This is a genomic window from Agromyces neolithicus (genome assembly GCF_039529735.1).
Lineage (GTDB): Bacteria > Actinomycetota > Actinomycetes > Actinomycetales > Microbacteriaceae > Agromyces > Agromyces neolithicus.
Map to the genome: position 1 here is coordinate 41,108 of NZ_BAAANJ010000016.1, position 25,864 is coordinate 66,971.

At 70.2% G+C, this 25,864-nt stretch carries 18 protein-coding genes; 6 read left to right on the plus strand and 12 right to left on the minus strand.

Going from position 1 to position 25,864, the window contains the following annotated elements:
• Positions 1-10: 10 nt before the first annotated feature.
• The 3 genes from ABD164_RS15260 to ABD164_RS15270 are packed head-to-tail and all read right to left on the minus strand — an operon-like array spanning position 11 to position 1,413.
• Positions 11-382 (minus strand): hypothetical protein, encoded by a 372-nt coding sequence (locus tag ABD164_RS15260; RefSeq protein ID WP_344297153.1) that lies wholly within the window; start codon positions 380-382, stop codon positions 11-13.
• The gene (locus ABD164_RS15265; protein ID WP_344297154.1) at positions 379-858 is read right to left on the minus strand and encodes a DNA polymerase III subunit gamma/tau; all 480 of its coding nucleotides are present in this window, start codon (positions 856-858) and stop codon (positions 379-381) included. Before ABD164_RS15265 ends, ABD164_RS15260 begins: the two co-directional genes overlap by 4 nt.
• Before the next feature lie 45 nt (positions 859-903).
• The gene (locus tag ABD164_RS15270; protein ID WP_344297155.1) at positions 904-1,413 is read right to left on the minus strand and encodes a hypothetical protein; all 510 of its coding nucleotides are present in this window, start codon (positions 1,411-1,413) and stop codon (positions 904-906) included.
• A gap of 113 nt (positions 1,414-1,526) precedes the next feature.
• Between ABD164_RS15270 and ABD164_RS15275 the strand changes: the two genes are divergently transcribed.
• Entirely contained in the window at positions 1,527-5,741 is a 4,215-nt protein-coding gene (locus ABD164_RS15275) for an nSTAND1 domain-containing NTPase (protein ID WP_344297156.1), read from the plus strand.
• A 20-nt stretch (positions 5,742-5,761) separates the two neighbouring features.
• Here ABD164_RS15275 and ABD164_RS15280 read toward each other — a convergent pair whose 3' ends face one another.
• A complete protein-coding gene (locus ABD164_RS15280) occupies positions 5,762-6,502 on the minus strand; it encodes a copper homeostasis protein CutC (RefSeq protein ID WP_344297157.1) in 741 nt (246 codons plus the stop codon).
• 66 nt (positions 6,503-6,568) lie between these two features.
• Here ABD164_RS15280 and ABD164_RS15285 point away from each other — a divergent pair, with 66 nt between their 5' ends.
• Both ABD164_RS15285 and ABD164_RS15290 read left to right on the plus strand, forming a co-directional pair.
• Positions 6,569-7,429 (plus strand): alcohol dehydrogenase catalytic domain-containing protein, encoded by an 861-nt coding sequence (locus ABD164_RS15285; protein WP_425545954.1) that lies wholly within the window; start codon positions 6,569-6,571, stop codon positions 7,427-7,429.
• 82 nt (positions 7,430-7,511) lie between these two features.
• Positions 7,512-7,760 (plus strand): hypothetical protein, encoded by a 249-nt coding sequence (locus tag ABD164_RS15290; RefSeq protein ID WP_344297159.1) that lies wholly within the window; start codon positions 7,512-7,514, stop codon positions 7,758-7,760.
• 53 nt (positions 7,761-7,813) lie between these two features.
• Here the strand turns inward: ABD164_RS15290 and ABD164_RS15295 are convergent, their stop codons facing one another.
• Positions 7,814-8,116: a hypothetical protein gene (locus tag ABD164_RS15295; RefSeq protein WP_344297160.1), complete on the minus strand. Its 303-nt coding sequence runs from the start codon at positions 8,114-8,116 to the stop codon at positions 7,814-7,816.
• A gap of 113 nt (positions 8,117-8,229) precedes the next feature.
• Here ABD164_RS15295 and ABD164_RS15300 point away from each other — a divergent pair, with 113 nt between their 5' ends.
• The gene (locus ABD164_RS15300) at positions 8,230-12,534 is read left to right on the plus strand and encodes an nSTAND1 domain-containing NTPase (protein WP_344297161.1); all 4,305 of its coding nucleotides are present in this window, start codon (positions 8,230-8,232) and stop codon (positions 12,532-12,534) included.
• 80 nt (positions 12,535-12,614) lie between these two features.
• Here the strand turns inward: ABD164_RS15300 and ilvC are convergent, their stop codons facing one another.
• From ilvC to ABD164_RS15325, 5 genes are all read right to left on the minus strand, one after another.
• Complete coding sequence (gene ilvC, locus ABD164_RS15305; RefSeq protein ID WP_344297162.1) at positions 12,615-13,643, minus strand: ketol-acid reductoisomerase; 1,029 nt, start codon at positions 13,641-13,643, stop codon at positions 12,615-12,617.
• Between the two features lie 70 nt (positions 13,644-13,713).
• Positions 13,714-14,223, minus strand: a complete 510-nt coding sequence (gene ilvN, locus ABD164_RS15310) for an acetolactate synthase small subunit (protein WP_344297163.1) — start codon at positions 14,221-14,223, stop codon at positions 13,714-13,716.
• 2 nt (positions 14,224-14,225) lie between these two features.
• On the minus strand, positions 14,226-16,028 hold the full coding sequence (locus tag ABD164_RS15315) for an acetolactate synthase large subunit (RefSeq protein WP_344297164.1): 1,803 nt from the start codon (positions 16,026-16,028) through the stop codon (positions 14,226-14,228).
• Positions 16,029-16,074: 46 nt separating this feature from the next.
• On the minus strand, positions 16,075-17,769 hold the full coding sequence (gene ilvD / locus ABD164_RS15320; protein ID WP_344297165.1) for a dihydroxy-acid dehydratase: 1,695 nt from the start codon (positions 17,767-17,769) through the stop codon (positions 16,075-16,077).
• 9 nt (positions 17,770-17,778) lie between these two features.
• Entirely contained in the window at positions 17,779-20,025 is a 2,247-nt protein-coding gene (locus ABD164_RS15325) for a bifunctional alpha,alpha-trehalose-phosphate synthase (UDP-forming)/trehalose-phosphatase (protein WP_344297166.1), read from the minus strand.
• 110 nt (positions 20,026-20,135) lie between these two features.
• Between ABD164_RS15325 and ABD164_RS15330 the strand changes: the two genes are divergently transcribed.
• Positions 20,136-20,456 (plus strand): DMT family transporter, encoded by a 321-nt coding sequence (locus ABD164_RS15330; protein WP_344297167.1) that lies wholly within the window; start codon positions 20,136-20,138, stop codon positions 20,454-20,456.
• A gap of 1 nt (position 20,457) precedes the next feature.
• Positions 20,458-20,838 carry a DMT family transporter gene (locus ABD164_RS15335; RefSeq protein ID WP_344297168.1) on the plus strand — a complete coding sequence of 127 codons (381 nt, stop codon included), beginning with the start codon at positions 20,458-20,460 and terminating at the stop codon, positions 20,836-20,838.
• 26 nt (positions 20,839-20,864) lie between these two features.
• On the opposite strand, the gene ABD164_RS15340 is transcribed toward ABD164_RS15335, so the two are convergent.
• Both ABD164_RS15340 and ABD164_RS15345 read right to left on the minus strand, forming a co-directional pair.
• Entirely contained in the window at positions 20,865-22,955 is a 2,091-nt protein-coding gene (locus ABD164_RS15340) for a YhgE/Pip family protein (RefSeq protein ID WP_344297169.1), read from the minus strand.
• A complete protein-coding gene (locus tag ABD164_RS15345) occupies positions 22,952-25,858 on the minus strand; it encodes an MMPL family transporter (RefSeq protein ID WP_344297170.1) in 2,907 nt (968 codons plus the stop codon). The genes ABD164_RS15340 and ABD164_RS15345 overlap by 4 nt, the downstream gene beginning before the upstream one ends.
• Positions 25,859-25,864 lie beyond the last annotated feature (6 nt).

Below are 25,864 nucleotides of genomic sequence, written 5' to 3' on the forward strand. Positions count from 1 at the left end.
CTTCGTGACGTCAGGGGACGACGATACCTCCGGTGACGCCGAGCAGCACCGTGAGCGTCAGGAACAACGCCGCCGAGACGGCGAGGCCCGCGAGGTACAGCGCCGCCTTCGCGACGACGCCGCGCCGGCGGCCGAGCGCGAATGCCGCGACGAACGACGCGATCGGCGCGAGCAGGGCCGCGACGAGCAGCACCCAGCCGATGGCCGAGAAGGCGAGCCCGAGGCCGGTGAGCTGCACGATCGAACCCACGACCTCCCACACGTCGTAGGCGAAGAAGAGCCCGAACAGCACGGCGAGCGCGACGTCGAGCCAGAGTGGCGTGCGCGCTGCTGCAGCCGTCGGCACGGTGGCCTCGGCAGATTCAGCGGATTCGGCGCTCACGCGGTCACCCCCAGCACGAACGGCACGGGAACGAGCACGATCGCCCCGCCGATGAGCCACAGCAACCGCGACCGCCGGCTGCCCGGGAGCCAGAACGACAGCCCCAGCCAGAGCGCCGGCGCGAGCACCGCGAGCCACAGCCCGAGCGAGTACATCGCATCGTCGACGATGCCGAGGCCGGGAGCCGTCGTGCGCAGCGCGGTGATGAACCACCCGATCGTGTACAGCAGGTAGATGCCGCCGAGGATGCCGAGCACGACGAGTTCGACCGAACCGGTCTGCGCTCTGCTGCCTTCGTCGGCATCGGATGTCGCGACACCGGTATCTTCGTCGACCACCCCGGTTGCGGCATCCGTCGTCTCATCGGACGCACCCGCGAGGGGTACCGGCTTGCCGACCGTCTTCCAGCCGGGAGCGAGCGTGGGGTCGTCGTCGCCGTCCCAGCGCAGTGCGTCGTCGTCGGGATCGGGGGCCATGCGAACAGCCTAGCCAGTCGCATGACCCCCGAGTCCGCATCGCCGTCACCGGCGGTCGCCCTTCGGCAGTGGCCGCACCGTCGGCTGCGGTACCTCGGATGAGACGAGAGGGGGACGATCCTCTTCGGTCATCTGCGGCGCCGGCGTGTGCGACGGTCTGGGAGCCACGATGGGGGGACGGTCCTCCTCCGTCAACTGCGGTGCCGGTTCGCCGAACGGTCGGGTCGACACCCCGGCTGCGCGGTCTTCCTCCATCAACTGCCGCAGCGTCTTGTCCGCCGGGCGGACCAGCACCGCGGGAACGCGGTCGGCCTCCACCAACTGACGCAGCGTCTTGTCCGCCGGGCGGACCAGCACCGCGGGAACGCGGTCGGCCTCCACCAACTGCCGTAGGTTCTCGGTCGCCGCGAGCACGATGTCGGGCCCGGTCGGCACCATCGCCGGCGTGGCGCCGGCCTGGGTTGCGTGAGCGGTGACCGGCGTAACGGCGATGGCGAACCCGAGCAGGATCGCGGTGGCGGCGCCGGTCGGGCGGGTGTGCTTCGTGGTGTTCATGTCTGCACGCTCGCGCACACGGGTATGGTTCCGTCGACGGAGCGGTATGGGATGGGTATGGACCGACGCGGGTCTTCGTTGACAGCCCGTCCGCCCGGGCCGACAATGCAGGTGTGGAGATCCGAGTACTCGGTGACCTCACGATCGACGGCGGTCGGCTCAGCCCCAAGGAGCGTTCGCTGCTCGCCGCCCTCGTCCTTCGAACCGGGAATGTCGTCGCACCCTCCGAGCTGGCCGACGCGGTGTGGGGCGACGCCGTGCCCGAGACCTGGCGCAAGCAGCTCCAGGCCTTCGTGGGGCACGTGCGAAGGACGCTGGGATCCACGTCCGTCGCGACGGTGCACACGGGGTACCGGCTTCGCGTCGATCCAGACTCGATCGACGCCGCTCGCTTCGAACGCCTCCTCGACGACGCAGCGATGCACCGGGCCGGCGGCGACCCCGTCCGCGCGGTCGACCTGATCGAGCGTGCCCTCTCGCTCTGGAGTGGGCCGCCGTACGCGGACCTCGGGGAATGGCCGCCGGCCCTTGCCGAGGCCGAGCGACTCCAGGAGATCCGCGCCACCGCCGAGGAGGACCGGCTCATGGCGCGGCTCGAGAGCGGCGAACACCGGGCGGTGGTCGCCGACGCGGAGCGCTTGGTTCGGAACGACCCCCTGCGGGAGCGCCGATGGGCGATCCTCGCGACCGCGCTGTACCGCAGCGGGCGCCAAGCCGACGCGCTCGCCGCCTTGCGGGCCGCCCGCGAGCGGCTGGCGGACGAGCTCGGTATCTCGCCCGGTGCGGAGCTGACGGCGCTCGAGTCCGCGATCCTCCGGCAGGACGCCGCGCTCGACGCGCCTGGGAAGCCACCCCTCGGAAGCGCCGATTGCCCGTATCGCGGCCTCCAGCCGTTCGGCACCGAGGACGCGGACGAGTTCTTCGGACGCGATGCCGACGTCCGCGCGGCGCTGGACCGCCTCGCCGTCTCGCAGTTCCTGGCCATCTCGGGCGCATCGGGGAGCGGCAAGTCGTCGCTCCTGCTGGCCGGCATCGTTCCCGCGCTCCGGGCGCGAGGCGAGCAGGTCGTGGTGGTAGCCACTGGGGCGACGTCACTCCCACGGCTTCGCGAGGCGCTCGCCGGGCACTCCGACGGCGTTGTGGTCATCGACCAGTTCGAGGAACTCTTCCACTCCGGCCTGTCAGACGCGCACGTCGAGGAGGCGGGCCGGCTCATCGCCGCCGCGGTCGCGGGTGGGCGGCATGTCATCGTCGCGGTCCGCGCCGACTTCCTGAGCACGTGCGCCGGGGAACCGGGCATCGGTGCGCTGTTCGCGGCGGGGGTGCACCTCGTCGGGCCTCTGACGCCCGCCGGCCTCCGGGAGGCGATCGAGCAGCCCGCCGCCCTTGCAGGCCTGCGCCTCGAACCCGGGCTGGTCGAGCTGATCCTCCGGGATGCCGCGGGCGCGCCGGGAGTCCTTCCGCACGTCTCGCACGCTCTCGTCGAAACCTGGTCGCGCCGTGAGGGCTCGACCCTGACGGTCGGGGGCTACGAGGACTCCGGCGGCATCTCGGGCGCCATCGCCAAGTCGGCCGACCACATCTACCTGTCGCTCGACCCCGAGGCCCGATCGACCTGCCGCTCCACCTTCCTGCGGCTCGTGGAGATCGGGGCCGACGGGGTGCCAATGCGGCGACGCATCCCGATCCGCCCGATGCGGCAGGATGCCGCCCACGAGCGAGTGCTGGCGAGCCTCGCGAGCGCGCGCCTGGTGAGCGCCGAGGAGGACTCGCTCGTCGTCGCCCACGAGTCGCTCGCCACCGCATGGCCGAGGCTCCGGAACTGGCTCGAGGACGACGCCGAGGGCCTGCGCACCATGCGGGCGCTCGCGACCGCCGCCGACACGTGGGACGCCGATGGGCGGCCCGACGAGGACCTCTACCGCGGTGCGCGCCTCGCTGCGGCACTCGCCTGGCGCGATGCAGCCTCACCGGAGCTCACGCCCGCGGAATCGGCGTTCCTCCAGGCATCCGATGCGCAAGAGCAGGCGGCCCGGGCCGACCTCGAGCGCCGTGCCGCGCGAGACCGCACGCAGAACCGCCGACTGCGGGTGGCGCTCGGCACCTCGGTCGCGCTTTTCGCCGTGGCCGTCACGGCGGGAGGACTCGTCGCTGCCGGCTCGATCGAAACGGAGCGCCAGCGGGAGACCGCCCGCATCGAGGCGCTCACGAGCACCTCGCTCTCACTGCGGGCGACCCAGCCGGATGTTGCGAACCTGCTCGCCGCCGAGGCGTACGATCGTTGGCCCGACGATTCGCGCTCCCGTTCCGCCCTGCTCGGGGCGATGACGGGTTCACTCGGGCGGCTCGCCACGATCCACGTCGCGGACGTGGGAGAGATCTCGGGCGTCCTCGTCCCCGGCACGCGCACCGCAGTGGTGGCTACCGACATTCCCGACCTCCGCGTCGTCGACGTCGACTCGGGCGAGACGCTCCGCACGCTCGAAATCCCTCGGGCGAGCGCGTTCCTGGACAGCCGGCTCGGGCCGACGCTGAGTGGGGACGGGACGAGGGTCGCCACCGTCGAGCAGGACCTCACCGACTTCCTCGAACGGTCGGGCGGGCGTCTCAGCGTCGCCGACGTGGCATCCGGGGCGGCCGTGCTCGAACCCTTGGACCTCGACTTCCTGGTGAGCACGCTTGCACTCAGCGCCGACGGCAGCATCGTCGCGACCGTCGACGAGGTGGGGAGCCTCCGAATCGTCGATGTGGCGACGGGCGGCGTACGCATCGTCTCCGGCGTCCCGACGCACGAACCGGAGGGGAGCACGGATCGCGGCGGGGTCATCCGCTTCACTCCCGACGGGCGACTGCTCTACGGCACCCTCGAGGGTCCGCTGCTCGTCGTCGACCCGGTGACCGCCGCCATCGAGGCGGAGATCGCCATGCCCGCCGCGGCGGCGAACATCTCGATGGCCGTCGTATCGGACTCGCAGGTCGTGACCACGGGCGACCGCGGCATCGCGCTCGTGGATCCCGGCACGGGCGTGGTCGTTTGGTCGCAGGAGTTCGTGGCGGAGCGGAATGAGTCCTGCTTGTGGGTGGCCACCTCGGCCGAGCTCGAGACCGTCTACTGCGGCGGGCTCGCGGCCACCATCGAGGAGCGCAGCCTGCGCACCGGCGCCCCGACCGGCGTCGTGCTGGCACCGCGGCTCGGGTTCGTCGGACCGATCGCCGTGACCTCCGCGGGGCGCGAGCTGGTCGCCGTCGGCCGCGGAGCCCCGGCGATCACACGCTGGATGCTCGACGGCTCGGGGCTCGCGTCCGAGCTCCTCCTGCCGGGCTGGTCGGTGATCGGGCCGTACTCTCGCACGGACCCGCAGGTCATCGTCGCCCGCCGGCCGGAGGCCGCGAGCCCGGACGCCGGCTACACCGAGTTCGCGGTGCTCGACACGTCCTCGGGAGAGATCGTCACCCGACTCCCGATCCCGTCGTACCGCGTGTCATGGGCTGGCGGCGGCATGCTCTACGGGGAGTTCGGCGGCGAGGGCGCCGGACACGACGGGTACTACGACACCCGCTCGGGCACCCTCGTCTCGGGCTCCGAGCTCCCCGACGACCTCGCCGGCACGTTCCCCGACGCGTCGGGCGACAGGATGTTCGCGGTCCGGGAGGGCGGCGAGATCTGGACGATCGACGCCGCGACCGGCGAGCGCATCGACCCGACGTTCGACGCCGACGGCTTCGCGCTCAATGTGTCGACGACGACAGATGGCGGCGAGGTGCTCGTCACCGTCTGGCAGGAGGGTGAAGACGGTGAGCCCGACGAGTACTGGAGTGTGGTCTTCGACGGAGCCAGTGGCGAGCAGCTGCGCAAGGGCCTCCACCGCGCCTCCGGGACCATGTTCACGTCGCCGGGCGAGATCCTCACCCGGTGGGACGACAACCGCCTCGTGCGTCACGACAGCGCGACCTTCGACCGGATCGACGTGCTGCCGGCGGTTCCCGGCCGCCTCACCGCCGTGAGCATCGACGCCGACGGACGGCTCCTCAGCGCGTTCTCGCCCGACGGCACGGTTTCGATCTACGACCTCGAGGAGGGGCTCCGACTCGGCGACCCGATCCCCGTGGCGACCCCGTTCGCGGCGGCCTCCGGCATGTTCCGAGCGGACGGCGAGGAGATCGCGGTGAACGCCGCCGGCGGGGTCGCGGTCTGGGACCTGCGGCCAGAGACCCACGCAGATGCCGCGTGCCGCATGGCCGGCCGCGACCTGACGCGCGAGGAGTGGGCCTCGTACCTCGCGGACCTCGGGCCGTACCGCTCGACCTGCGGGTTCGGCAACGGCTGACGCGGAACGGCAGATCCGAATCAGCGGCTGAGCCGGGCCGCAGCGACCGCGGCACGAACGAGCCCAGGGTCGGTCACGTCGAATCCCGCGACTCCCCCGCCGGGACCACTCGGGCCGCCGCGGGTCGTCGTGCCGCGCGCCGAGAGGTGCACGGCATCGACACCCGCTGCCGCGAGGTCGGCGATGTCAGGAATGCGCACGCCGCCGCCGGCCATGACCTCGAGCATGCCGGATGCCTCGACCATCGTCTGAAGTGTCGAAAGGCCGGCGCGGCAGTCGGCGGCTCCGCCCGAAGTGAGCACCCGCCGCACGCCGAGCGCCGCGAGCGCGGCGACGGCCTCGACCGGCCCAGCCGACGCGTCGACCGCGCGGTGGACCGTGACATCGGCATCGCCCGCCGCATCGATGAACCGTGCGATCGCCTCGAGGTCAAGGGCACCCTCGTCGGTCAGGGCACCGACGACCACGCCGTCGGCGCCCAGCGCCACCGCTGCGCGGATGTCGCGCGTGATCGTGTCGAGCTCGTCGGCCGCGTAGACGAATCCGCCGCCTCGCGGCCGCACCAGTACGTGCACGAAGCCGGCTGCTCCCGCCTCAGCGGCCGCGCCGACGGTCGTCTCGATGAGGCCCGTCGATGGGGTGAGCCCGCCGAGCCCGAGCGCCTGGCACAGCTCGACGCGCGCGGCGCCGGCATCGAGCGCGATGCGTGCGCCCGCGACATCCTGAACGGCGATCTCGACGGAAAGTGCTGCTGCGGTCATTCCCAGAACGCTACCGGCATCGTTCGGCCAATGCGGTGTACGGCACTCTCGGCCGCTCGGGTACCGATGGCAGGCGAGAGGCCGCCTCCCGAGCTGGAGGCAGAGCGAGGACCCGGCGCATCAACCGATCACCGCCGCCTTGCGCGACGTGAGGAGCATCATGCAGGCAGTCCGGTACAGGGCGTTCGGGCACCGGCCCGAACTGTCGAGATCGAGAAGCCCGCCCCTGGCCCCGGCGAGGTGCTGCTGAAGATCTCCGCGTCGGGCCTGTGCCACTCGGATGAGGTGGTGATGTCGTTCCCCGAAGAGGGTTACCCGTACCCGATGCCGATGACACCCGGCCACGAGCCGGCCGGCGTCGTCGACGAGCTCGGCGAAGCGGCGACGGGCGTCGAGGTCGGCGACAGCGTCATCGTCTACGGGTGCTGGGGCTGCGTCGTGTGCACGATGTGCGCCGACGGCCGCGAGCAACTGTGCCTGCGAGGCATGGTCTCACCGGGCCTGGGCCGCGACGGCGCCATGGCCGAGTACATGGTCGTCGATACACCGCGCCACCTCGCGCCGATCGGCGACCTCGACCCCGTTCGGGCAGCGTCGCTGACCGATGCGGCGCTCACGCCCTACGAGGCCATCAAGCAGGTGCTGCCGCACCTCACCGGCGGCTCGACCGCCGTCGTCATCGGCGCCGGCGGCCATGGCCATGTCGCCATACAGCTCCTGCGCGTGCTCATGTCAGCGCGCATCATCGCGCTCGACGTCGGCGAAGAGAAGCTCGCCTTCGCCAAGCAGATGGGCGCGCACGAAACGCTCGAGTCGAACGCCGATGCTGCCGGAAAGATCAAGGAACTCACGGGCGACGTCGGCGCTGACGTCGTGTTCGACTTCGTCGGCATCGACCCGACCGGGCGACCGCGACGAGTGCCGTGAAGGTCGCGGGCGCCGTCGTGGTCGTGGGCGCCGGGGGCGGTGTCGCGAAGGTCGGGCTGCCGCCGCGCCCTACGACATCGAGGTGCGCACCTCGCTGTGGGGGACGCGCCCGTCGCTGCTCGAACTGGTCGAGATGGCCCACCGCGGCGAAATCAGGATCGAGACGAAGATCTACCCGATCACCGATGCCCTGCAGGCCTACGCCGATCTGCACGACAGCAAGATCCCGGTCGGGACTGCGACCCGAGTCACGGTCGCGGGGAGCGGAAGTTGCTCCCTGCAGCAGCGCCGCTTCGCCGGACCGAGGAGATCGGCGGCGACGCCGGGCTAAAGGTGGGCAAAAGGGCGGGTGACTCGAGGTGACGAGCGGAGGCGTTCAGCGGCTCACCGCATCCACAGACGACGCTCAGCGACATCCGTGAATCCGGTGCTCGGCGATGGCTCTACCTCGCCGACGAGCAGGCGGCGTTCGACCGCATCCGCGGGAAGGTCCGGTTCGTCGGCAACGCTCTTCGGCGCTACCGTGCGCATCCAGAGACGACGCTCCGCGACATCCGTGAATCCGGTGCTTGCTTTCTGGGGTGGGTCGGCCACGTCGGCCGTGCCGGCACAGCCGGCGAGCGAGGCGATGAGCGCGGCGGCCGCGAACGCGGCGGTGAGGCGAGGGGGTGTGGTTGTGGTGTTCATGGTTCCACGCTGCGCCGACCGGGTATGCGACCGCCCGCGGACGGTATGCAGCTGGTATGCGCGGTATGCGCGAGCCATTGACGGGGGGCGCGGAACGGCGAACAATGCGGAGCATGAGCGTGGTGGTGTTCGGCCCGCTCACTCTCACGGGGGTGACGCTCAGCCCGAGAGAGCGTTCAGTGCTGTCGGCGCTGGTGCTTCGCGCGGATCGACCGGTAACTATCGACGAACTCGCCGATGCACTCTGGGGCGACGAGCCGCCCGCCACTTGGCACAAACAACTGCAAGCGTCGATCGGCCGGGTGCGGGCTGCGATCGGACATAACGCGATCGCGACGTCGCCGAGCGCGTACACCCTCCGCATCGACCCCGAATCCGTCGACGTCGAGAGCTTCGAGCGGCTCGCGGCATCCGCTCGCAGTCACCTCGACGATGACCCTGCACGCGCGCTCGATGCAGCGGAACGCGCGCTGGAGCTCTGGCGCGGCGCACCCTATGCCGACCTCGCGTCATGGACGCCTGCCGTCGTCGAGGCGGAGCGCCTCGACGAGGTGCGGATGGAGCTCGAGGAGGCGCGGGTCGACGCGCACCTCAGGCTCGGCGAGGATGCGGCGTTCGTCGCCGATGCGGAGCGACTGGTGCGCGTGGCACCGCTGCGGGAGCGACGGTGGGTGCTGCTCGCCACCGCGCTCTATCGAAGCGGCCGCCAGGCCGACGCGCTCGCGGCCATCCGCGCTGCCCGCGAGCGACTCGCCGACGAGCTCGGCGCGGAACCGGGCGCCCAGCTGGCGGAACTCGAGCTGCGCATCCTCCGCCACGACGTGGCCCTCGACCTGGGCGACGCGCCCGCGAGTCCGAGCGCCGCCTGCCCCTATCGCGGGCTGCAGCCGTTCGGCGTCGAGAACGAGGACGACTTCTTCGGACGTGGCGCCGACATCGAGGCCGCGCTGACCCGACTCGGCACGTCGCGCTTCCTCGCCGTGTCGGGTGCCTCGGGCAGTGGCAAGTCCTCGCTCGTATGCGCCGGCGTGGTTCCCGCCCTGCAACGCCGCGGCGACCGCGTCGTGATCCTGACGCCCGAGCACGACCTCGACGCGCGCATCCGCGAGGCCGTGTGGTCGGGGCGAGCCGACGTGGTGATCGTGGACCAGTTCGAGGAGGTGTTCCACGCCGGTGAGGCCGACGTCGACGCGGCCACCCGCGCGATCGCCGAGGCGACGGTGACGGGCGCCACCGTCGTTCTCGTCGTGCGCGCCGACTACCTCGGTGACTGCGCCGCGCACCCTGATCTGGCGCCCCTCGTCGCCGAGGGCGTGCATCTCGTCAGCCCGATGGCGCCCGCCGCACTGCGCGAGGCCATCGAGGAGCCCGCCCGGCGCGCAGGCCTGCGCCTCGAGCCGGGGCTCGTCGAGATCATCCTTCGGGATGCCGCGGGTGAGGCCGGCGCACTCCCCCACCTGTCGCACGCGCTCGTCGAGACGTGGCTGCGACGAGAGGGCGCGACGCTGACGGTCGCCGGCTATGAGGCATCCGGCGGCATCTCGGGCGCGATCGCCCAGTCGGCCGACCGCCTCTACCAGTCGATGGACCCCGCCCAGCGGGTGACATGCCGCTGGCTCCTCCTGCGACTGGTGGCCCTCGGGCCCGACGGCAGCCCCGTGCGCCGCAGGGTGCCCTCCAAGCCCCTGCGAACGGAGGCCTCGCGGGAGCAGGTGCTCTCGATGCTGGCGCGAGCGAGGCTCGTCACTGCGGAGGCCGACTCGGTCGAGGTTGCCCACGAGTCGCTTGCGTCGGCGTGGCCGCGCCTCAAGGCGTGGCTCGAGGAGGACGCCGAGGGTGCGCGCATCCTCACGGCCATAGCCGCGACTGCGGAAGCGTGGAGCGCCGCGGGTCGTCCCGAAGACGACCTCCTGCGCGGCCCACGCCTGCAGTCCGCCATCGAATGGCGCGACGCGGCGCCCCGGGACCTGACAGACGTCGAGCGGGCCTTCCTCGACGCGTCCGCCGCCCGCGCCACCGTGGAGAGGGAACAGCTCGAGGAGCGTACGCGGCAGGACCGGCGACAGAACCGGCGCCTGCGCGTACTGCTCGGGGTCGCGGCCGGCCTGATCGTGCTGCTCGCCGGCGCCGGATCGGTGGCGGTGGTGTCCTCCCAGGAGGCGAACGCGCAGCGGGACAGTGCCACGCTCGAGGCGCTCGTCGCCACGTCGCTGACGCTGCGGACGTCGGAGCGCGACGTCTCCGCCCTCCTCGCCGCCGAGGCGTACCGACGGTGGCCCGACGACCCGCGCACGCGCTCGGGACTCATGAGTGTGCTCCAAGGGACGGACGGCTTCCTCGGTACGGCTGTCCTGGCGTCGAGCGGGCACGCGTACGGAAGCATCATCCCAGGCACAGACGACGTCCTCATCGTCACGACCGCCGGGGATGCCGGTATCCGGGATGCCGGGACCGGAGACGTGATCCAGGAGTTGGACCTCGGGTTCGATACCGGTCCGGCCAGTCCCTCTCCGCTCGTCGAGGTGAGCGGCGATGGCCGGGTCGGCGCTGTGCTGTGGTCCGTTGACACACAGCTTGACAGGCCCTCGTCAGGAACATCCACGCAGTCCGAGCTCGTGGTGTTCGATCTCGAACGCGCCGAGCGCATCGGAGGTCCGACCCGGATCGATGTGGGAACGGGTGCGCTCGCGGTGAATGCCGACGGCTCGACCATCGCGGTCGCCGATTTCCGCGATGGCGCCGTAACGCTCGTGTCGACTTCGGACTGGCAGATGCGCGGCGTCGCCAATGAGGCTCCCCTGGCGCACCCCGATCGAGGGTCTGCCGCTGACCCGCCCGTCGCCGCCCTCGCGTTCGACGGACGGGGCCGGCTCCTCGTCGGACGCGCCGACCACCGTTTGAACGTGATCGATCCGGCATCGGCGACGATCTCGGCGAGCACGGCAGTGCCCCAATGGTCTGCGCATTCCGCCGTGGCGGTCGGCGATTCCGGAATCGTGATCGCGTCGGGCATCTTCGAGCTGATCGCCCTCGAACCCGACAATCACCAGGTGCGTTGGTCGACAGACCTCAGCCCCTCACCGGATCAGTGCAATTGGATTGCCATGTCGGAGTCGATGGAACGCGTGTATTGCGCAAGCAGATTCGGGCGGATCAGCGTCTTCGATCTCGCCGACGGTGCGCCGATTCCCGCCGAGGAGATCGCTCCGCTGTACGAGGACATCGGGACGATCGATGTGAGTGCCGACGGCGCCACCCTCACGGTCATCAGTGTCGGTCAGCCGATCATCTCCCGATGGCACCTCGAGGGGATCGGCCTCGGCCGCCGGCTCGTCGCTCCCGGCCACTTGCTGGCGGGACCGTACTCGTACGAGGGCTCCTCCGTCGCTACGGCACCCCAGGTCGACGCCCCGACCCCCGGCGTCGAGATCGGACGGATCGTCGAGGGTGTCCTCGAGGGTGCCGTCGTCGTGGACACCGCGACCGGCGACGTGACGTATCGGTTCGACGGGGCGGTGAGCGATGTCGGCTGGGCACGGGACGGACGGCTGTATGCGCGTTCGGAAGCGGACGGGTTGTTCCGCATCATCGAGGCGGACACGGGAGAAGAGGTGCGGACGACGTTCGACCTGTTTATCGAAACGTTCTGGTCTTCTACAGACGGCACGAGACTCCATGGAGCTCGGGGAGGGCTCATCCAGGAGCGCGATCCGCGGACCGGTGACATGGTAGGCGAGCCGTGGCGAGTCAAGGGGTACCCGCTTTGGATCTCGGTTGCACCCGAGGGTGACCGGATCGCCGTGACGTACTCGATCGATGGCTCACCGCGGGAGACCGTAGACACGTCGAAGATCCGGCTGGCGATACTCTCCGCACAAGATCATCGCATCCTCTACGACGAGCCTGCGGAGATCGAAGCCCACGTCATGCTCGCGGACGGCGAGCTCCTCGGCATGGAGGGCACGCGCATGGGTCGGTACGATACGGATCCGCTCGCTCGGTTGGGGTCGGTCCCCGGCGCAGCCGGTGGACTCGAGCTGCCGTCGCTGAGTCGTGACTCTCGGACCCTGCTCGTGACGACTGACGATGGAACCGCGTTGCTCTACGACACGGCGACGGGAATCCGGATCGGCGAGCCGCTCCGGACCGACGACCGGGCCGTCGCTCCGGGCATCTTTCGTGATTCCGACGCCACCATCGAGCTGGACCTCCCGATGCCCGACGGTATCGTCCGCCCCGATGGCCTCGAAGTAGCTCTCTCGACGCCCGAGGGCGTCATGGTCTGGGACATCGATCCCGAGCATCAGTTCGAATTCGCCTGCCGGATCGCCGGCCGCGATCTCAGCGAGAACGAGTGGCGAACCTACCTCGCGGCGCTCGGGGAGCCGCAGAGCACGTGCGGCTTCGGCGAGCAGTGAGCCGACGAAGCGGCCACGCGCGACGCCGAACGGCCCGCCCCGGAGCATCCGGAGCGGGCCGTTCTGGTCTCGAGACGAACCTAGCGCGCCACTTCGCCGTCGACATAGTCGTCATCGTTCGACGCGTTCCACGCGAAGAGCTTGCGCAGCTCGCGGCCGGTGGCCTCGATGGGGTGCGCCTCGCCCTTGGCGCGCAGCTCGAGGAACTCCTTCGCCCCGTTGTCCTGGTCGTCGATGAAGCGCTTCGCGAACGCACCGCTCTGGATATCGCCGAGCACGGCCTGCATGTTCTCTTTGACGCGCGGGTCGATGACGCGCGGACCCGAGACGTAGTCGCCGTACTCAGCGGTGTCGGAGACCGACCAGCGCTGCTTGGCGATGCCGCCCTCCCACATGAGGTCGACGATGAGCTTCAGCTCGTGCAGCACCTCGAAGTACGCGACCTGCGGCTGGTAGCCCGCCTCGGTGAGGGTCTCGAAGCCGTACTGCACGAGCTGCGAGACTCCGCCGCAGAGCACCGCCTGCTCGCCGAACAGGTCGGTCTCGGTCTCTTCGGTGAACGTGGTCTTGATGCCGCCGGCGCGCAGTCCGCCGATCGCCTTCGCGTACGACAGCGTGAGCGGCCACGCGTTGCCCGAGGCGTCCTTCTCGACGGCGACGATCACAGGTACGCCGCGTCCGGCCTCGTACTCGCGGCGCACGGTGTGGCCCGGGCCCTTGGGGGCGACCATCACGACGTCGACGCCCTCGGGCGCCTCGATGTAGCCGAACCGGATGTTGAAGCCGTGCCCGAAGACGAGGGTCTTTCCCGCGGTCAAGTTGTCTTTGATCGACTCGGCGTAGATGTGGCGCTGGTACTGGTCGGGCGCGAGGATGACGATGACGTCGGCGCCGGCGGCCGCGTCGGCGACGCTCAGCACCTGGAAGCCGGCCTCTTCGGCCTTCGGCTTCGACTTCGAGTCGTCTTTGAGGCCGATGACGACCTCGACGCCCGAGTCGCGCAGGTTCTGCGCGTGTGCGTGGCCCTGCGAGCCGTAGCCGATGACGGCGACCTTCTTGCCCTGGATGAGGGCGAGGTCGGCATCCTTGTCGTAGTAGATCTCAGCCATGTGCTGTTCTTTCTCCTCGTTGTGGTTCAGATGACGGATGCCGCGACGCCGTGCCGCGGCATCCGTCGGGTCAGTTCTTGAAGACGCGTTCGGTGATGGACTTGCCGCCGCGGCCGATCGCGAGCAGGCCCGACTGGGCGATCTCTTTGATGCCGTAGGGCTCGAGCACCTTGAGGAACGCGGTGGTCTTGCCCGAGTCGCCCGTGACCTCGATCACGAGTGCCTCGGTCGACACGTCGACCACTCTGGCGCGGAAGAGGGTCACGGCCTCGAGCACCTGCGAACGCGTGGTGTTGTCGACCCGCACCTTGATGAGCATGTGCTCGCGGTGCACCGACTGGTTGGGGTCGAGCTCGACGATCTTGATCACGTTCACGAGCTTGTTGAGCTGCTTCGTGACCTGCTCGAGGGGCAGGTCTTCGACATCGACGACGACCGTGATGCGCGAAAGCCCCTCGAGCTCGGAGTGGCCCACTGCAAGTGACTCGATGTTGAACCCGCGACGGGCGAAGAGCCCGGCGACGCGGGTGAGCAGGCCCGGCTTGTCTTCGACGAGGAGCGAGAGCACGTGTGTCGACATGGTCAGTCCTCCTCGCTGAATGCCGGCGAATGATCGCGGGCGTACTGGATGTAGCTGTTCGACACGCCCTGCGGCACCATCGGCCACACCATGGCGTCGGCCGAGACCACGAAGTCGATGACCACGGGCCGGTCGTTCGTCTCGAGCGCGAGCTTGATCGCCGCGTCGACCTCTTCTTTCTTGGTGACGCGGATGCCGAGAGCTCCATATGCCTCGGCGAGCGTCACGAAGTCGGGGATGCGCACCGTGTCGTGGCCCGTGTTGAGGTCGGTGTTCGAGTAGCGGCCGTCGTAGAACAGGGTCTGCCACTGGCGCACCATGCCGAGCGACGAGTTGTTGATGACCGCGACCTTGATGGGGATCTTGTTCAGCGTGCAGGTCGCGAGCTCTTGGTTCGTCATCTGGAAGCAGCCGTCGCCGTCGATCGCCCAGACCACACGGTCGGGTTGGGCGACCTTGGCGCCCATGGCCGCGGGCACGGCGTAGCCCATGGTGCCGGCTCCGCCGGAGTTCAGCCAGGAGTTGGGACGCTCGTACTTGATGAACTGCGCGGCCCACATCTGGTGCTGCCCGACGCCCGCGGCGTACACGCCCTCGGGGCCGGTGAGCTCGCCGATGCGCTCGATGACGTACTGCGGTGCGAGCAGCCCGTCGCTGGGCTCGGAGTAGCCGAGCGGGAACTCGCTGCGCAGCCCGTCGAGCGTGGCCCACCACTCGTCGAGGTCGGGCTTCTCGCCCGCGGTCGCGTCGCGGTAGGCGGCGGCGAGGTCGACGAGCACGTCTTTCAGGTCGCCGACGATCGGCACGTCGGCCGTGCGGATCTTCGAGATCTCGGCGGGGTCGATGTCGACGTGCACGACCTTCGAGTTCGGCGCGAACAGCGCGGCCTTGCCGGTCACGCGGTCGTCGAAGCGGGCGCCGAGCACGACCAGCAGGTCGGCCTCCTGCAGGGCCAGCACGGCGGGAACGGTGCCGTGCATGCCGGGCATGCCGAGGTGCTGCTGATGCGAGTCGGGGAACGCACCACGAGCCATGAGCGTGGTGACCACGGGTGCGTTCGTCAGTTCGGCGAGCGCGAGCAATTCGTCTGACGCGTGCGATCGGATGACCCCACCGCCCACGTAGAGCACGGGACGCTTGGCCTCGGCGAACAGCTGTGCGGCCGCGGCGACCTGCTTGCCGTGCGCCTTCGTGATCGGCCGGTAGCCCGGCAGGTCGACCTTCGGCGGCCAGCGGAAGATGAACTTGGCCTGCTGCGCGTCTTTGGTGATGTCGACGAGCACGGGCCCCGGGCGACCGGTGGTGGCGATGTGCGCCGCCGCAGCGATGGTCGCCGGGATCTCGTCGGCACGCTTCACGAGGAAGGAGTGCTTGGTGACGGGCATCGTGATGCCGACGATGTCGGCCTCTTGGAACGCATCGGTGCCCATGAGGTTCGAGAACACCTGGCCGGTGATGGCGAGCATCGGCACCGAGTCCATGTGGGCGTCGGCGATGGCGGTGACGAGGTTGGTGGCACCGGGGCCCGACGTGGCGATCGCGACGCCGAGCTTGCCGCTCGACGACGCGTACCCCTCAGCGGCGTGGCCCGCGCCCTGCTCGTGACGCACGAGGATGTGGCGCAGCTTGCGACTGTCGAGCAGCGGGTCGTAGACCGGGAGGATCGCGCCGCCCGGAAGACCGAAGACGTCGGTGATGCCGAGCATCTCGAGCGAGCGGACGACGCCTTCGGCACCCGTCATTTCCACGGGCGTGCCTGGTGGCAGTGCAGCGGGCGATGGCACGGGGCTGGATTCCGTGGTCATTCGATTCCTGTTCTGGTGGACGGTGTGTGTGCGGGAAGCGCAGCACTCAGCCCGTCGTGGCGCCTTCGGCGGCGGAACGCACGAGCTTGGAGTACTTCGCGAGAACGCCTCGGGTATAGCGCGGAGGAAGCGGAGCCCAGCCGTCACGGCGGGCTGCCAGCTCGGCCTCGTCGACCAGTAGGTCGATGGACCGGGCCGCGATATCGACCCGAATCAGATCACCATCGCGCACCAAGGCAATAGGACCTGCGTCTACTGCTTCGGGTGCCAGATGGCCGATGCACAGGCCGGTTGTGCCGCCTGAGAATCGACCGTCAGTCAACAGTAGTACATCTTTTCCGAGGCCAGCGCCCTTGATGGCGGCGGTGATCGCGAGCATCTCACGCATGCCGGGACCGCCCTTGGGTCCTTCGTAGCGGATCACGACGACGTCGCCGTGCTTGATCTCACCTGCCGTGAGCGCGTCCATCGCGGCACGCTCGCGCTCGAACACGCGAGCGGGGCCCTCGAACGTGGCGGCGTCGAAGCCGGCCGTCTTGACGACCGCGCCCTCGGGGGCCAGCGAGCCGTGCAGGATCGTGAGGCCACCGGTCTCGTGGATGGGGTTGTCGAGCGTGCGCAGCACCTCGCCGTCGAGCGGGGCGATCTGCATCTCGGCGAGGTTCTCGGCGAGCGTCTTGCCGGTGACCGTGAGCGCGTCGCCGTGCATGAGCCCGGCGTCGAGCAGCGCCTTCATGAGCACCGGCAGGCCGCCGCGACGGTCGACATCGTTCATGACGTACTTGCCGAAGGGCTTGAGGTCGCCGATGTGCGGCACCTTCGCGCCGATGCGGTTGAAGTCGTCGAGGGTGAGTTCGACCTCGGCCTCGCGGGCGATGGCGAGCAGGTGCAGCACGATGTTCGTGGAGCCGCCGAGTGCCATGCCGACGGCGATGGCGTTCTCGAACGCCTGCTTGGTGAGGATCTGCCGTGCGGTGATGCCGTGATTCAGCAGGTTGACGACCGCCTCGCCCGACCGGTGCGCGTAATAGTCGCGGCGGCGATCGGCCGAGGCCGGCGACGCCGAGCCGGGCAGCGAGAGCCCGAGCGCCTCGGCGACCGAGGCCATGGTGTTGGCGGTGTACATGCCGCCGCACGCGCCCTCGCCGGGTGCGAACGCGCACTCGATGGCCTTGGCATCGGCCTCGCTCATGGTGCCGGCCTTGACGGCGCCGACCGCCTCGAACGAGTCGATGATCGTGATGTCTTTCTCGGTGCCGTCGCTCAGGCGCACCCAGCCGGGCGCGATCGAGCCGGCGTAGAGGAATACGCTCGCCAGGTCGAGTCGGGCCGCCGCCATGAGCATGCCGGGGATCGACTTATCGCAGCCCGCGAGCAGCACCGAGCCGTCGAGGCGCTCGGCCTGCATGACGACCTCGACGGAGTCGGCGATGACCTCGCGCGAGACCAGGGAGAAGTGCATGCCCTCGTGGCCCATCGAGATGCCGTCTGAGACTGAGACCGTGCCGAACTGCAGCGGGTAGCCGCCGCCGCCGTGCACGCCCTCTTTCGCGGCCTGCGCGAGGCGGCCCAGCGAGAGGTTGCACGGCGTGATCTCGTTCCACGAGCTCGCGATGCCGATCTGGGGCTTCTGCCAATCGGCATCGCCCATGCCGACGGCGCGGAGCATGCCCCGGCTCGTCATGGCTTCGATGCCGTCGGTGACGGTGCGACTACGAGGCTTGGGATCGAACTCGGGCATGGGTCGAGTCTATGGCCAGCGCGACGACCCGCCGCCTTCTGTGTCACGCGCTGCCGCGAGGCGCTCGAGCAGAATCGCGACATCTTCGGGACTTCGCAGCCGGTAGGCCGCGACCGACTTGCCCTGGCCCACCTTGACGCCGATGTCGTCGGTCTCGAGGGCGGCGAACGCGTCTTCGTCGGTGACGTCGTCGCCCACGTAGATGACCGCGCTCGCGCCCGCGTGCTGCCGCAGGCGGGTGAGCGCCTCGCCCTTGTCGGTCGACCGCACGGCGAACTCGAGCACGCCCTTGCCGGTGCGGATCGCGAGCTCGGGCACCTCGCGTTCGACGCGCTCGCGGGCGACGCGCGCCACCTCGGTGGCGACCTTCGCCGCGACCTTGCGGGTGTGCAGTGCCCGCCCGGCGGGCTTGTGCTCGACCCAGGCACCGTCGGCCCCCGCGACGACCTCGTCGAGGATGCGGGTGAGCCGTTCGAGTGCGTCGAGCTCACCGTCGCGCAGGTCGATCGTGACCTCACCCCCGTCGAGCCGCAGCTCGACCCCGTGCGATCCGCTGAGCAGCGTGCCGTGCGGCGGATCGGCCACGTCGCGCAGGCTCTCGAGCGCGCGACCCGACACGATGGCGACGCGGGTGTCGTCGGCCGCCGTGAGCCGCTCGATCGCGGCGCGCGCCCGCTTGGTCGCGCGTGCGTCTTCGGGACGGTCGACGAGGGGCGCGAGCGTGCCGTCGAAGTCGAGGGCGACGAGCAGGCGCTCGGTCGTCGCGATCATCGACACGGCGGCGTCGAGTGCGTCGGGGACGCCCGGGGCGATGATGCCCGCGCCGGTGAGCGTCTTCAGGAAGCTCGCCGACCAACGGGCGACGTCGTTCTCGCCCACCCGCTTGCGCAGTGCTCGCATGCGTCGTGCCCGCTCGCGTTCGGGCATCTCGACGGCCTCGACCATCGCGTCTTTCAGGCCCTCGATGTCGTGCGGGTTGACGAGCACGGCCTGCCGCAGCTCGTCGGATGCGCCGGTGAACTCGCTGAGCACGAGCACGCCGTCGTGGTCGAACCGGCACGCGACGTACTCCTTCGCCACGAGGTTCATGCCGTCGCGAAGTGCGGTGACGAGCATGACGTCGGCGGCGAGGTAGAGCGCCACCATCTCTTCGCGCGGGTAGCCGTGGTGCAGGTAGGCGATCGCCTGGTGCCCGAGGGTCGAGTAGTCGCCGTTGAGCCGCCCGACCATGAGCTCGATCTCGTCGCGCAGTTGCCGATAGGTCGCGACGCGTTCGCGCGACGGGCTCGCGACCTGCACGAGCGTGGCGCGCTCGACCGACAGCCGGTCGTCGCGCAGCAGTTCGCCGAACGCCTTGAGCCGGTGCCGGATGCCCTTCGTATAGTCGAGCCGGTCGACGCCGAGCATGATCACCTCGGGGTCGCCGAGGCTCGAACGGATCTCGCGGGCCCGCGCCTGCACCTCGGGCCGGCGAGCGATCTCCTCGAACCCGGCCGCGTCTATCGAGATCGGGAAGTGGCGGGCGACGACGCGTCGCACGTCGCCGTCGCCGGTCGGCACCTCGATGAGCGAGCCGCGCGTCGTGTACCCGTACAAGCGGCGAACGGCTCGAGAGAAGTTGCCGGCGTCGGCGGCGCGCTGGAACCCGATGACGTCTGCCCCGAGCAGCCCGTCGATGACCTGCCGCCGCCACGGCAACTGCGAGTAGATGCCGTATGCCGGGAACGGAATGTGGTTGAAGAACCCGATGACGAGGTCGGGCCGGTTCTCGCGCAGCATCTTCGGGACGAGCTGCAATTGGTAGTCCTGCACCCAGACCACCGCACCTGGCGATGCGGCTCGGGCCGCCGCCTCGGCGAATCGGCGGTTGACGCGCACATACGCGTCCCACCATTCCCGGTGGAACGAGGGCGGCGCGATCACGTCGTGGTAGAGCGGCCAGAGAGTGTCGTTCGAGAAGCCCTCGTAGTAGTCCTCGAGCTCTTGCGCCGAAAGCGGCACGGGGATGATCGAGATGCCGTCGTGCTCGAACGGGTCGAAGTCGCGATCGGCGACTCCGGCCCACCCGATCCACGCACCGTCGGCGGCGCGCATCACCGGCTCGAGCGCGGTGACGAGCCCGCCGGGCGAGCTCTTCCACTGCGTCTCGCCCTCAGGCCCCTCTTGGTAGTCGACGGGCAGCCGGTTCGAGACCACGATCATGTCGTATGCGGCGTCGACGTACAGGTCGCCGCGTGACGGTTCAGGGGCGTTCATGAAGCGGATGTCCCTCCTCGCGCTTCGATCAGGCTAACAGTCGGCCCTCACGCTCGGGCCTGACGGGTGGGAGCATGGAGGCGCGGTGGCGAACACAAGGGGGCGGTGCCATGGACTGGGTGATCCTGATCGCGTCGGGTGTGCTCGAGGCGGTGTGGGCGACGGCGCTCGGCGCGTCGAACAACTTCCGGCGAGTGTGGCCGTCGGTGATCTTCGTGGTCGCCCTCGCGCTCAGCATGGCCGGGCTCGCCTACGCGATGACCACGATCCCTGTGGGCACCGCGTATGCCGTCTGGGTGGGCATCGGCGCCGTGCTGACCGTCGCCTACGCGATGATCTTCGGCGGCGAGAAGGCGAGCATCGTGAAGATCCTGCTCCTGCTCGGCATCATCGGATGCGTCATCGGCTTGAAGATCGTCGGGGAGGCGTGAGATGTACTGGCCGATCCTGATCGTGAGCGCGGTGCTCGAGGCGGTGTGGGCGACGGCGCTGGGGTACTCCGAGGGCTTCTCGCTGGTCGTGCCGACGGTCGTGTTCTTCCTCGCGCTCGCCGGGAGCATGGCCGGGCTCGCCTACGCGATGCGCGGCATCCCGATCGGCACGGCCTACGCCGTCTGGACCGGCCTCGGCGCAGCACTCACGGTGACCTACGCGATCACCTTCGGCGGCGAGTCGTCGAGCGTGCTCAAGGTGCTGTTCCTCGCCGGCATCATCGCGTGCGTGATCGGCCTCAAGCTCGTGCACAGCCACGAGGAGCGGGTGGCCGTCGAGGTCGGCGCGATGCCGCCCCCCGACGAGCCACCCGGCTCCTGATCCGACCCGGCGGCCGCCGGGAGCGGTCAGCCGAGCGCGGCGGCCGCGAATCCGATCGAGCGGATGCCGCGACGACGGCTCACGACGAAGAGCGTGCCGACGACGCCGATGAGCCCGAAGATCACGATCACACCGGCAGCGGCGGCGACGGCTCCCCCAGCGGCGCCCGCGACGATCAGTTGCATGCCCTGCACGGCCCAGGTGAGCGGGAGGAACGGGCTGATCACCTGGAACGGACCGCTCAGGATCTCGATCGGGTAGAGCCCGCCCGAGGCCGCGAGTTGCAGGGCGACGAGCACGAGCGAGACGAGCAGTCCGGCCCGGCCGAGCCACACCGTGAGGAACGCGTGCAACGCCGTGAACGTGAGCGCGAGCAGTGCGGCGAACCCGAGGGTCTGCGGCAGCAGGCTCCAGTCGACGCCGAGGGCGCCGTGCAGCAACAGCACCACGGTGACCGCCTGCGCGAGGGCGAGGAGTCCGGCGCGGGCGAGCGTACGCCACACGAGCCCGCCCGTCGACGCGGTGCTGCGCAGTGCGTCGCGGCCGAACGGCCGGAAGACGAGGAACATCGCCATCGCACCGAGCCACAGGCCGATCGGCACGAAGAGCATGCCGACCACCTCGCTGGTCGAATCGATCTCGTGGGCGCGCGTCGCGTCGACCGTGACTGGCTCGGCGACGACGTCGGCGGTGCTCGCCGCGTCGATGTCGGTGAATGCACTCGCCTCTTCGGCGCCGGTGGTGAGCCCGTCCGCGAGTGTGCCGGCGCCCGTGGCCAGCTTCGTCGCGCCGGTCGCGGCGTCGGCGGTGCCGGCGTGCAGCGAATCGAGCCCACCGGCCAGTTCGCCGACGCCCGAGGCGAGCCCCGAGGCGCCGTCGCGCAGGCCCGACGAACCCGCGGCGAGCTGCGTGGCACCCGAGGCGAGCCCCGAGGCGCCGTCGCGCAGGCCCGACGAACCCGCAGCAAGCTGTGCGGCACCGCCCGAGAGCTGCGTGATCCCGCCCTGGATTCCATCGATGCCCGTGCGGGTACCGGCGGCGAGCTGCTGGCCCGAGGTCGAGAGGGTCGTGAGGCCGCCGAGCGTCTGCTCGATGCCGGCGATCGCCTCGTCGATCTGCGGAGCGAGCTCGGGCCGATCGATCGCGAGCTGCTCGAGCTCGGCGATCAGAGGTGTCGCCACCTGCTCGACCTGGTCGACACCCGCGCTGATGCCGCCGACGTACTTGTCCCAGCCGTCGCTGAGCGCATCGAGCTGTGCGGCGTTCGCGTCGAGCTGCCCGAGCCCCGCGGCGATGCCGTCGACGCCCTGCGTGTACTTCGTCACCCCTGCGGAATAGCTCGTCATCCCGCTCGCGATGCCGTCGACACCGTCGGTGTACTGGTCGACGCCGTCGGCGTAGAGGGTGGCTCCGTTCGCGGCATCCGATGCCCCTGACGCGGCCGAAGCGACTCCGTCGGACAGCGTGCCGAGCCCGTTTGCGAGCGAGCCGACGCCCGACGACAGCTGCGTCGCGCCGTCGGCGGCGTCGCCGAGCCCACCGGCCATTGCGGCGAGGTTGGCGTAGAAGCCCTCGAGGTACTGCGCCGTCAGCTCGCGGCCGAATGCGGCCGACATCGCGTCGCCGACCGACCCTGCGACCGAGCCGGCGAGGTAGCCGTGCGCATCATCGGTGCGGATGTCGAGGTTCGCCTGCGTCGGCTCTTCACCCGAGATCGATGTGACGGACTCCGAGAAGTCGGCGGGAATGGTGAGCACGGCATAGGCGTCGCCCGAGGCGAGCAGCTCGGCCGCCTCGTCGTCGTTCGAGATCGTCCATGCGAACCCGGCGGTGTCGGCACCGGTGAGCTCGGTGACGAGCTGGCGGCCGGCGAGCACCGGCTGTTCGGTGCCGTCGGGCAGCGTCATGGTGACCATCTCGTCGTTGTTCACGACGACGGCCGGGATCTGCTCGAGGTTGTCGCCGGCGCCGCCGAGGGCGCCCGACATGAGTCCTGCGACCGCGAGCGGCACGGCGATCACGGCGGCGACGAGCACGCCGAACCGGGTGCGGCGCTGCGCGGGCGTCGTTCCGAAGAGTCGGGAGAGTCGTGTGCTGGTTGACGCGCGCAGTCTCATCGCAGTGCCTCCTGAAGTGCGCCGACCGGCTCGGGTGCCGAGTCGGGTTCGATGGTGCGGATGCCCCGTGCCGCGAGTTCGGGCGAGACATCGGGCGCGGTGGCCGAAGCGCCGAGGCCCACCACGAGGCTGACGGATGCGGGGACGAGTCGGGCGAGCGCCTGCCACAGGGTCGTGTCAGCCTCACTCGGGTCGTCGTCGAGGTCGATCACGACGACCCTCGGACGTTCGGCGAGCGCAGCCGCGATCGCGACGACCGCGCGTGTTTCGGCACCGAGTGCGGTGATCGGCGTGTCGACGCCGAATCGCGGGCCATCGGGAGTGCGCTCGAACGCGTCGGCGGCCCGGGTCACCCACTCGTCGACCAGCGCCGACGACGGGCGCACGCGATACCACGCGCGGGTCGCGTCGAGTCGTGCGGCGATGAGTTCGCCGACGGTGCCGCCGGTCGTTGCATCCGTCGCCCCCTCGGCGATCGCGACGCGGCGCATGACCTCGCCCGCGCCGGTCGGCAGCGGCGATCCCTGCACCGCGAGGCGGCCGTCGACGAGCGCGAGTCGCCCCGCGAGCGTCGCGGCGACCACTCGGCGGTCGACGGTCTCGCCGCGCACGACGAGCACCCCGCCCGCGGGCACGTCGAACGTCATCGGTCCGATCGGCCGATCGGTGAGGCCGAACACCGCAGAGTCGGCGATGATCGCGCCCGGTCGCGCGGCAGCCCACTGCGCGTGCTCGAGGTGGGCACGCAGGCCCTCACCCTCGATGTCGACGTTCGGCAGGCGCTTCTCGAGCCACTTCGGCAGCCACCAGGCGGCCCTGCCCGCGAGCACCATGGCCGCAGGCACGAGCGTCATGCGCACGAGGAAGGCATCGAACGCGACGCCGATCGCGAGGGCGAAGGCGATCGCCTTGATCGCACCCGAGCCCTCGGGAACGAACGCGAAGAAGACGAAGAACATGATGAGCGCCGCGGCGGTGACCACGCGGGCGGCGTGCTGGAAGCCGTGCACGACCGAGCCGCGGGGTTCGCGCGTCTTCACGAACTCCTCGCGCATGCCCGACACGAGGAAGACCTCGTAGTCCATCGCGAGGCCGAAGAGCACCGCGATGAGCAGGATCGGCAGGAAGCTCAGGATCGGGCCCGGCTCGATGTTCAGGAACTCGGCCGCCCAGCCCCATTGGAACACCGCGACGCTGACGCCGATGGCGGCGAACGCCGAGAGCAGGAAGCCGAGTGCCGCCTTGATCGGCACGAAGACCGAGCGGAACACGAGCAGCAGCAGGATGACCGAGAGCCCCACGACGATGAGGGCGAACGGCACGAGCGCGTCGTTCAGCCGGTTCGAGATGTCGATCGACACGGCCGTGTAGCCGGTGACCGCGATGGGCGTGCCGAAGTCCTTCTCGATCTGCGGTTGCAGGTCGCGGATCTCCTGCACGATCTGCTTGGTCTCGGGGTCGTTCGGCGCGCTCTCGGGAATCACCTGGATGATCGCGGTGTCGACCGTCTCGTTGGGCAGGCCGTCGCCGACGTACACGACTCCGTCGACCTCGGCGAGGCGCGCGCCGATCGCGTCGAGGTCGTCGAAGATGTCGAGGGTCTGGGTGATGTCGACCGTCACGATGAGCGGGCCGTTGTACCCGGGCCCGAACCCGTCGGCGATCATGTCGTAGGCCTCGCGCTCCTGGCTGCCGGCTTCGGCGGTGGCGCCGCTCGGCAGGTTCAGGTCGATGCTGGCCGCCGGGATGGCCGCGGTGCCGAGCAGGCCGATGACGACCACGAGGAACACGACGGGAGCCTTGAGGACGAGGTCGACCCAGCGGCGGCCCATCGTGCGCTTGCCGCCGTCGTCGCCGGCATTGGCGCGGCGGTGGGCGCGACTGCCGGACTTCGGGATCAGGCGATGCCCGAGCACGCCGAGCAGGGCGGGCAGCAGCGTGACTGCGCCGGCCACGGCGACGAGCACCGCGAACGCGGCCGCGACGCCCATGACGCTGAGGAACGGGATGCCGACGACGAGCAGGCCGAGCAGCGCGATGATGACGGTGAGCCCGGCGAACACCACGGCACCGCCGGCGGTCGCGACCGATTCGGCCGCGCTGTCTTCGGGCTGGTGCCCGCGCGCGAGCTGGGTTCGGTGGCGCGACAGGATGAAGAGGGCGTAGTCGATGCCGACCGCGAGGCCGATCATGACCGCGAGCATCGGCGCGGTCGACGAGACCGGGGCGAACGCCGCCACGATCGAGATGCCCCCGAAGGCGATGCCGACGCCGACGAGGGCGGTGAGCAGCGGCATCCCGGCGGCCAGCAGCGACCCGAACGCGATGATGAGCACGACGCCCGCGAACACCACGCCGAGCATCTCGGTCACCGTGAGCCCGAAGCTCGTGTCCTGGAAGACCTCGCCGCCGAACGCGACGCGCAGACCGGCGTCTTCACCGACGGCGCCGGTCGCGACGACCGCGTCTTTCGACTCGACCGTCACGTCGGTCGTCGGGCCGTCGAACTGCACCTGGATGTACGCGGTGCGGCCGTCGTCGGAGACCTGCTTGCCCGCGTACTCGTCGAACGGCCCGAGCACGCTCACCACGCCGTCGACGTCTTCGAGGGCCGACTCCATGTCGGTGATCGCGTCACGGTAGGGGGCGTCGTCGACGGATGACCCGTCGGGGGCTTCGACGACAGCCTTCGCCGATGCGCCCGCGGTCTGCGGAAAGACCGCGGCGAGCTGGTCGATGGCGGTCTGCGACTCGGTGCCGGGAATGGCGAACGAGTCCTTCAGCTGGCCGCCGAGGCCGAGGCCGAGGCCTACAAGGGCACCGAGCGTGAGCACCCAGGCGACGATGACGAACCACGCCCGGCGGTAGGCGAAACGGCCGATGCGGTGAAGAAGAAGTGCCACGATCTC

Coding starts and splice junctions, on each gene's coding strand:
- ilvC (WP_344297162.1), bottom strand. CDS start 13,643: ATGGCTGAGATCTACTACGACAAGGATGCCGACCTCGCCCTCATCCAG.
- ilvN (WP_344297163.1), bottom strand. CDS start 14,223: ATGTCGACACACGTGCTCTCGCTCCTCGTCGAAGACAAGCCGGGCCTG.
- ABD164_RS15340 (WP_344297169.1), bottom strand. CDS start 22,955: ATGAGACTGCGCGCGTCAACCAGCACACGACTCTCCCGACTCTTCGGA.
- ABD164_RS15280 (WP_344297157.1), bottom strand. CDS start 6,502: ATGACCGCAGCAGCACTTTCCGTCGAGATCGCCGTTCAGGATGTCGCG.
- ABD164_RS15330 (WP_344297167.1), top strand. CDS start 20,136: ATGGACTGGGTGATCCTGATCGCGTCGGGTGTGCTCGAGGCGGTGTGG.
- ABD164_RS15325 (WP_344297166.1), bottom strand. CDS start 20,025: ATGAACGCCCCTGAACCGTCACGCGGCGACCTGTACGTCGACGCCGCA.
- ilvD (WP_344297165.1), bottom strand. CDS start 17,769: ATGCCCGAGTTCGATCCCAAGCCTCGTAGTCGCACCGTCACCGACGGC.
- ABD164_RS15295 (WP_344297160.1), bottom strand. CDS start 8,116: ATGAACACCACAACCACACCCCCTCGCCTCACCGCCGCGTTCGCGGCC.
- ABD164_RS15270 (WP_344297155.1), bottom strand. CDS start 1,413: ATGAACACCACGAAGCACACCCGCCCGACCGGCGCCGCCACCGCGATC.
- ABD164_RS15265 (WP_344297154.1), bottom strand. CDS start 858: ATGGCCCCCGATCCCGACGACGACGCACTGCGCTGGGACGGCGACGAC.
- ABD164_RS15300 (WP_344297161.1), top strand. CDS start 8,230: ATGAGCGTGGTGGTGTTCGGCCCGCTCACTCTCACGGGGGTGACGCTC.
- ABD164_RS15285 (WP_425545954.1), top strand. CDS start 6,569: ATGGCAGGCGAGAGGCCGCCTCCCGAGCTGGAGGCAGAGCGAGGACCC.
- ABD164_RS15315 (WP_344297164.1), bottom strand. CDS start 16,028: ATGACCACGGAATCCAGCCCCGTGCCATCGCCCGCTGCACTGCCACCA.
- ABD164_RS15335 (WP_344297168.1), top strand. CDS start 20,458: ATGTACTGGCCGATCCTGATCGTGAGCGCGGTGCTCGAGGCGGTGTGG.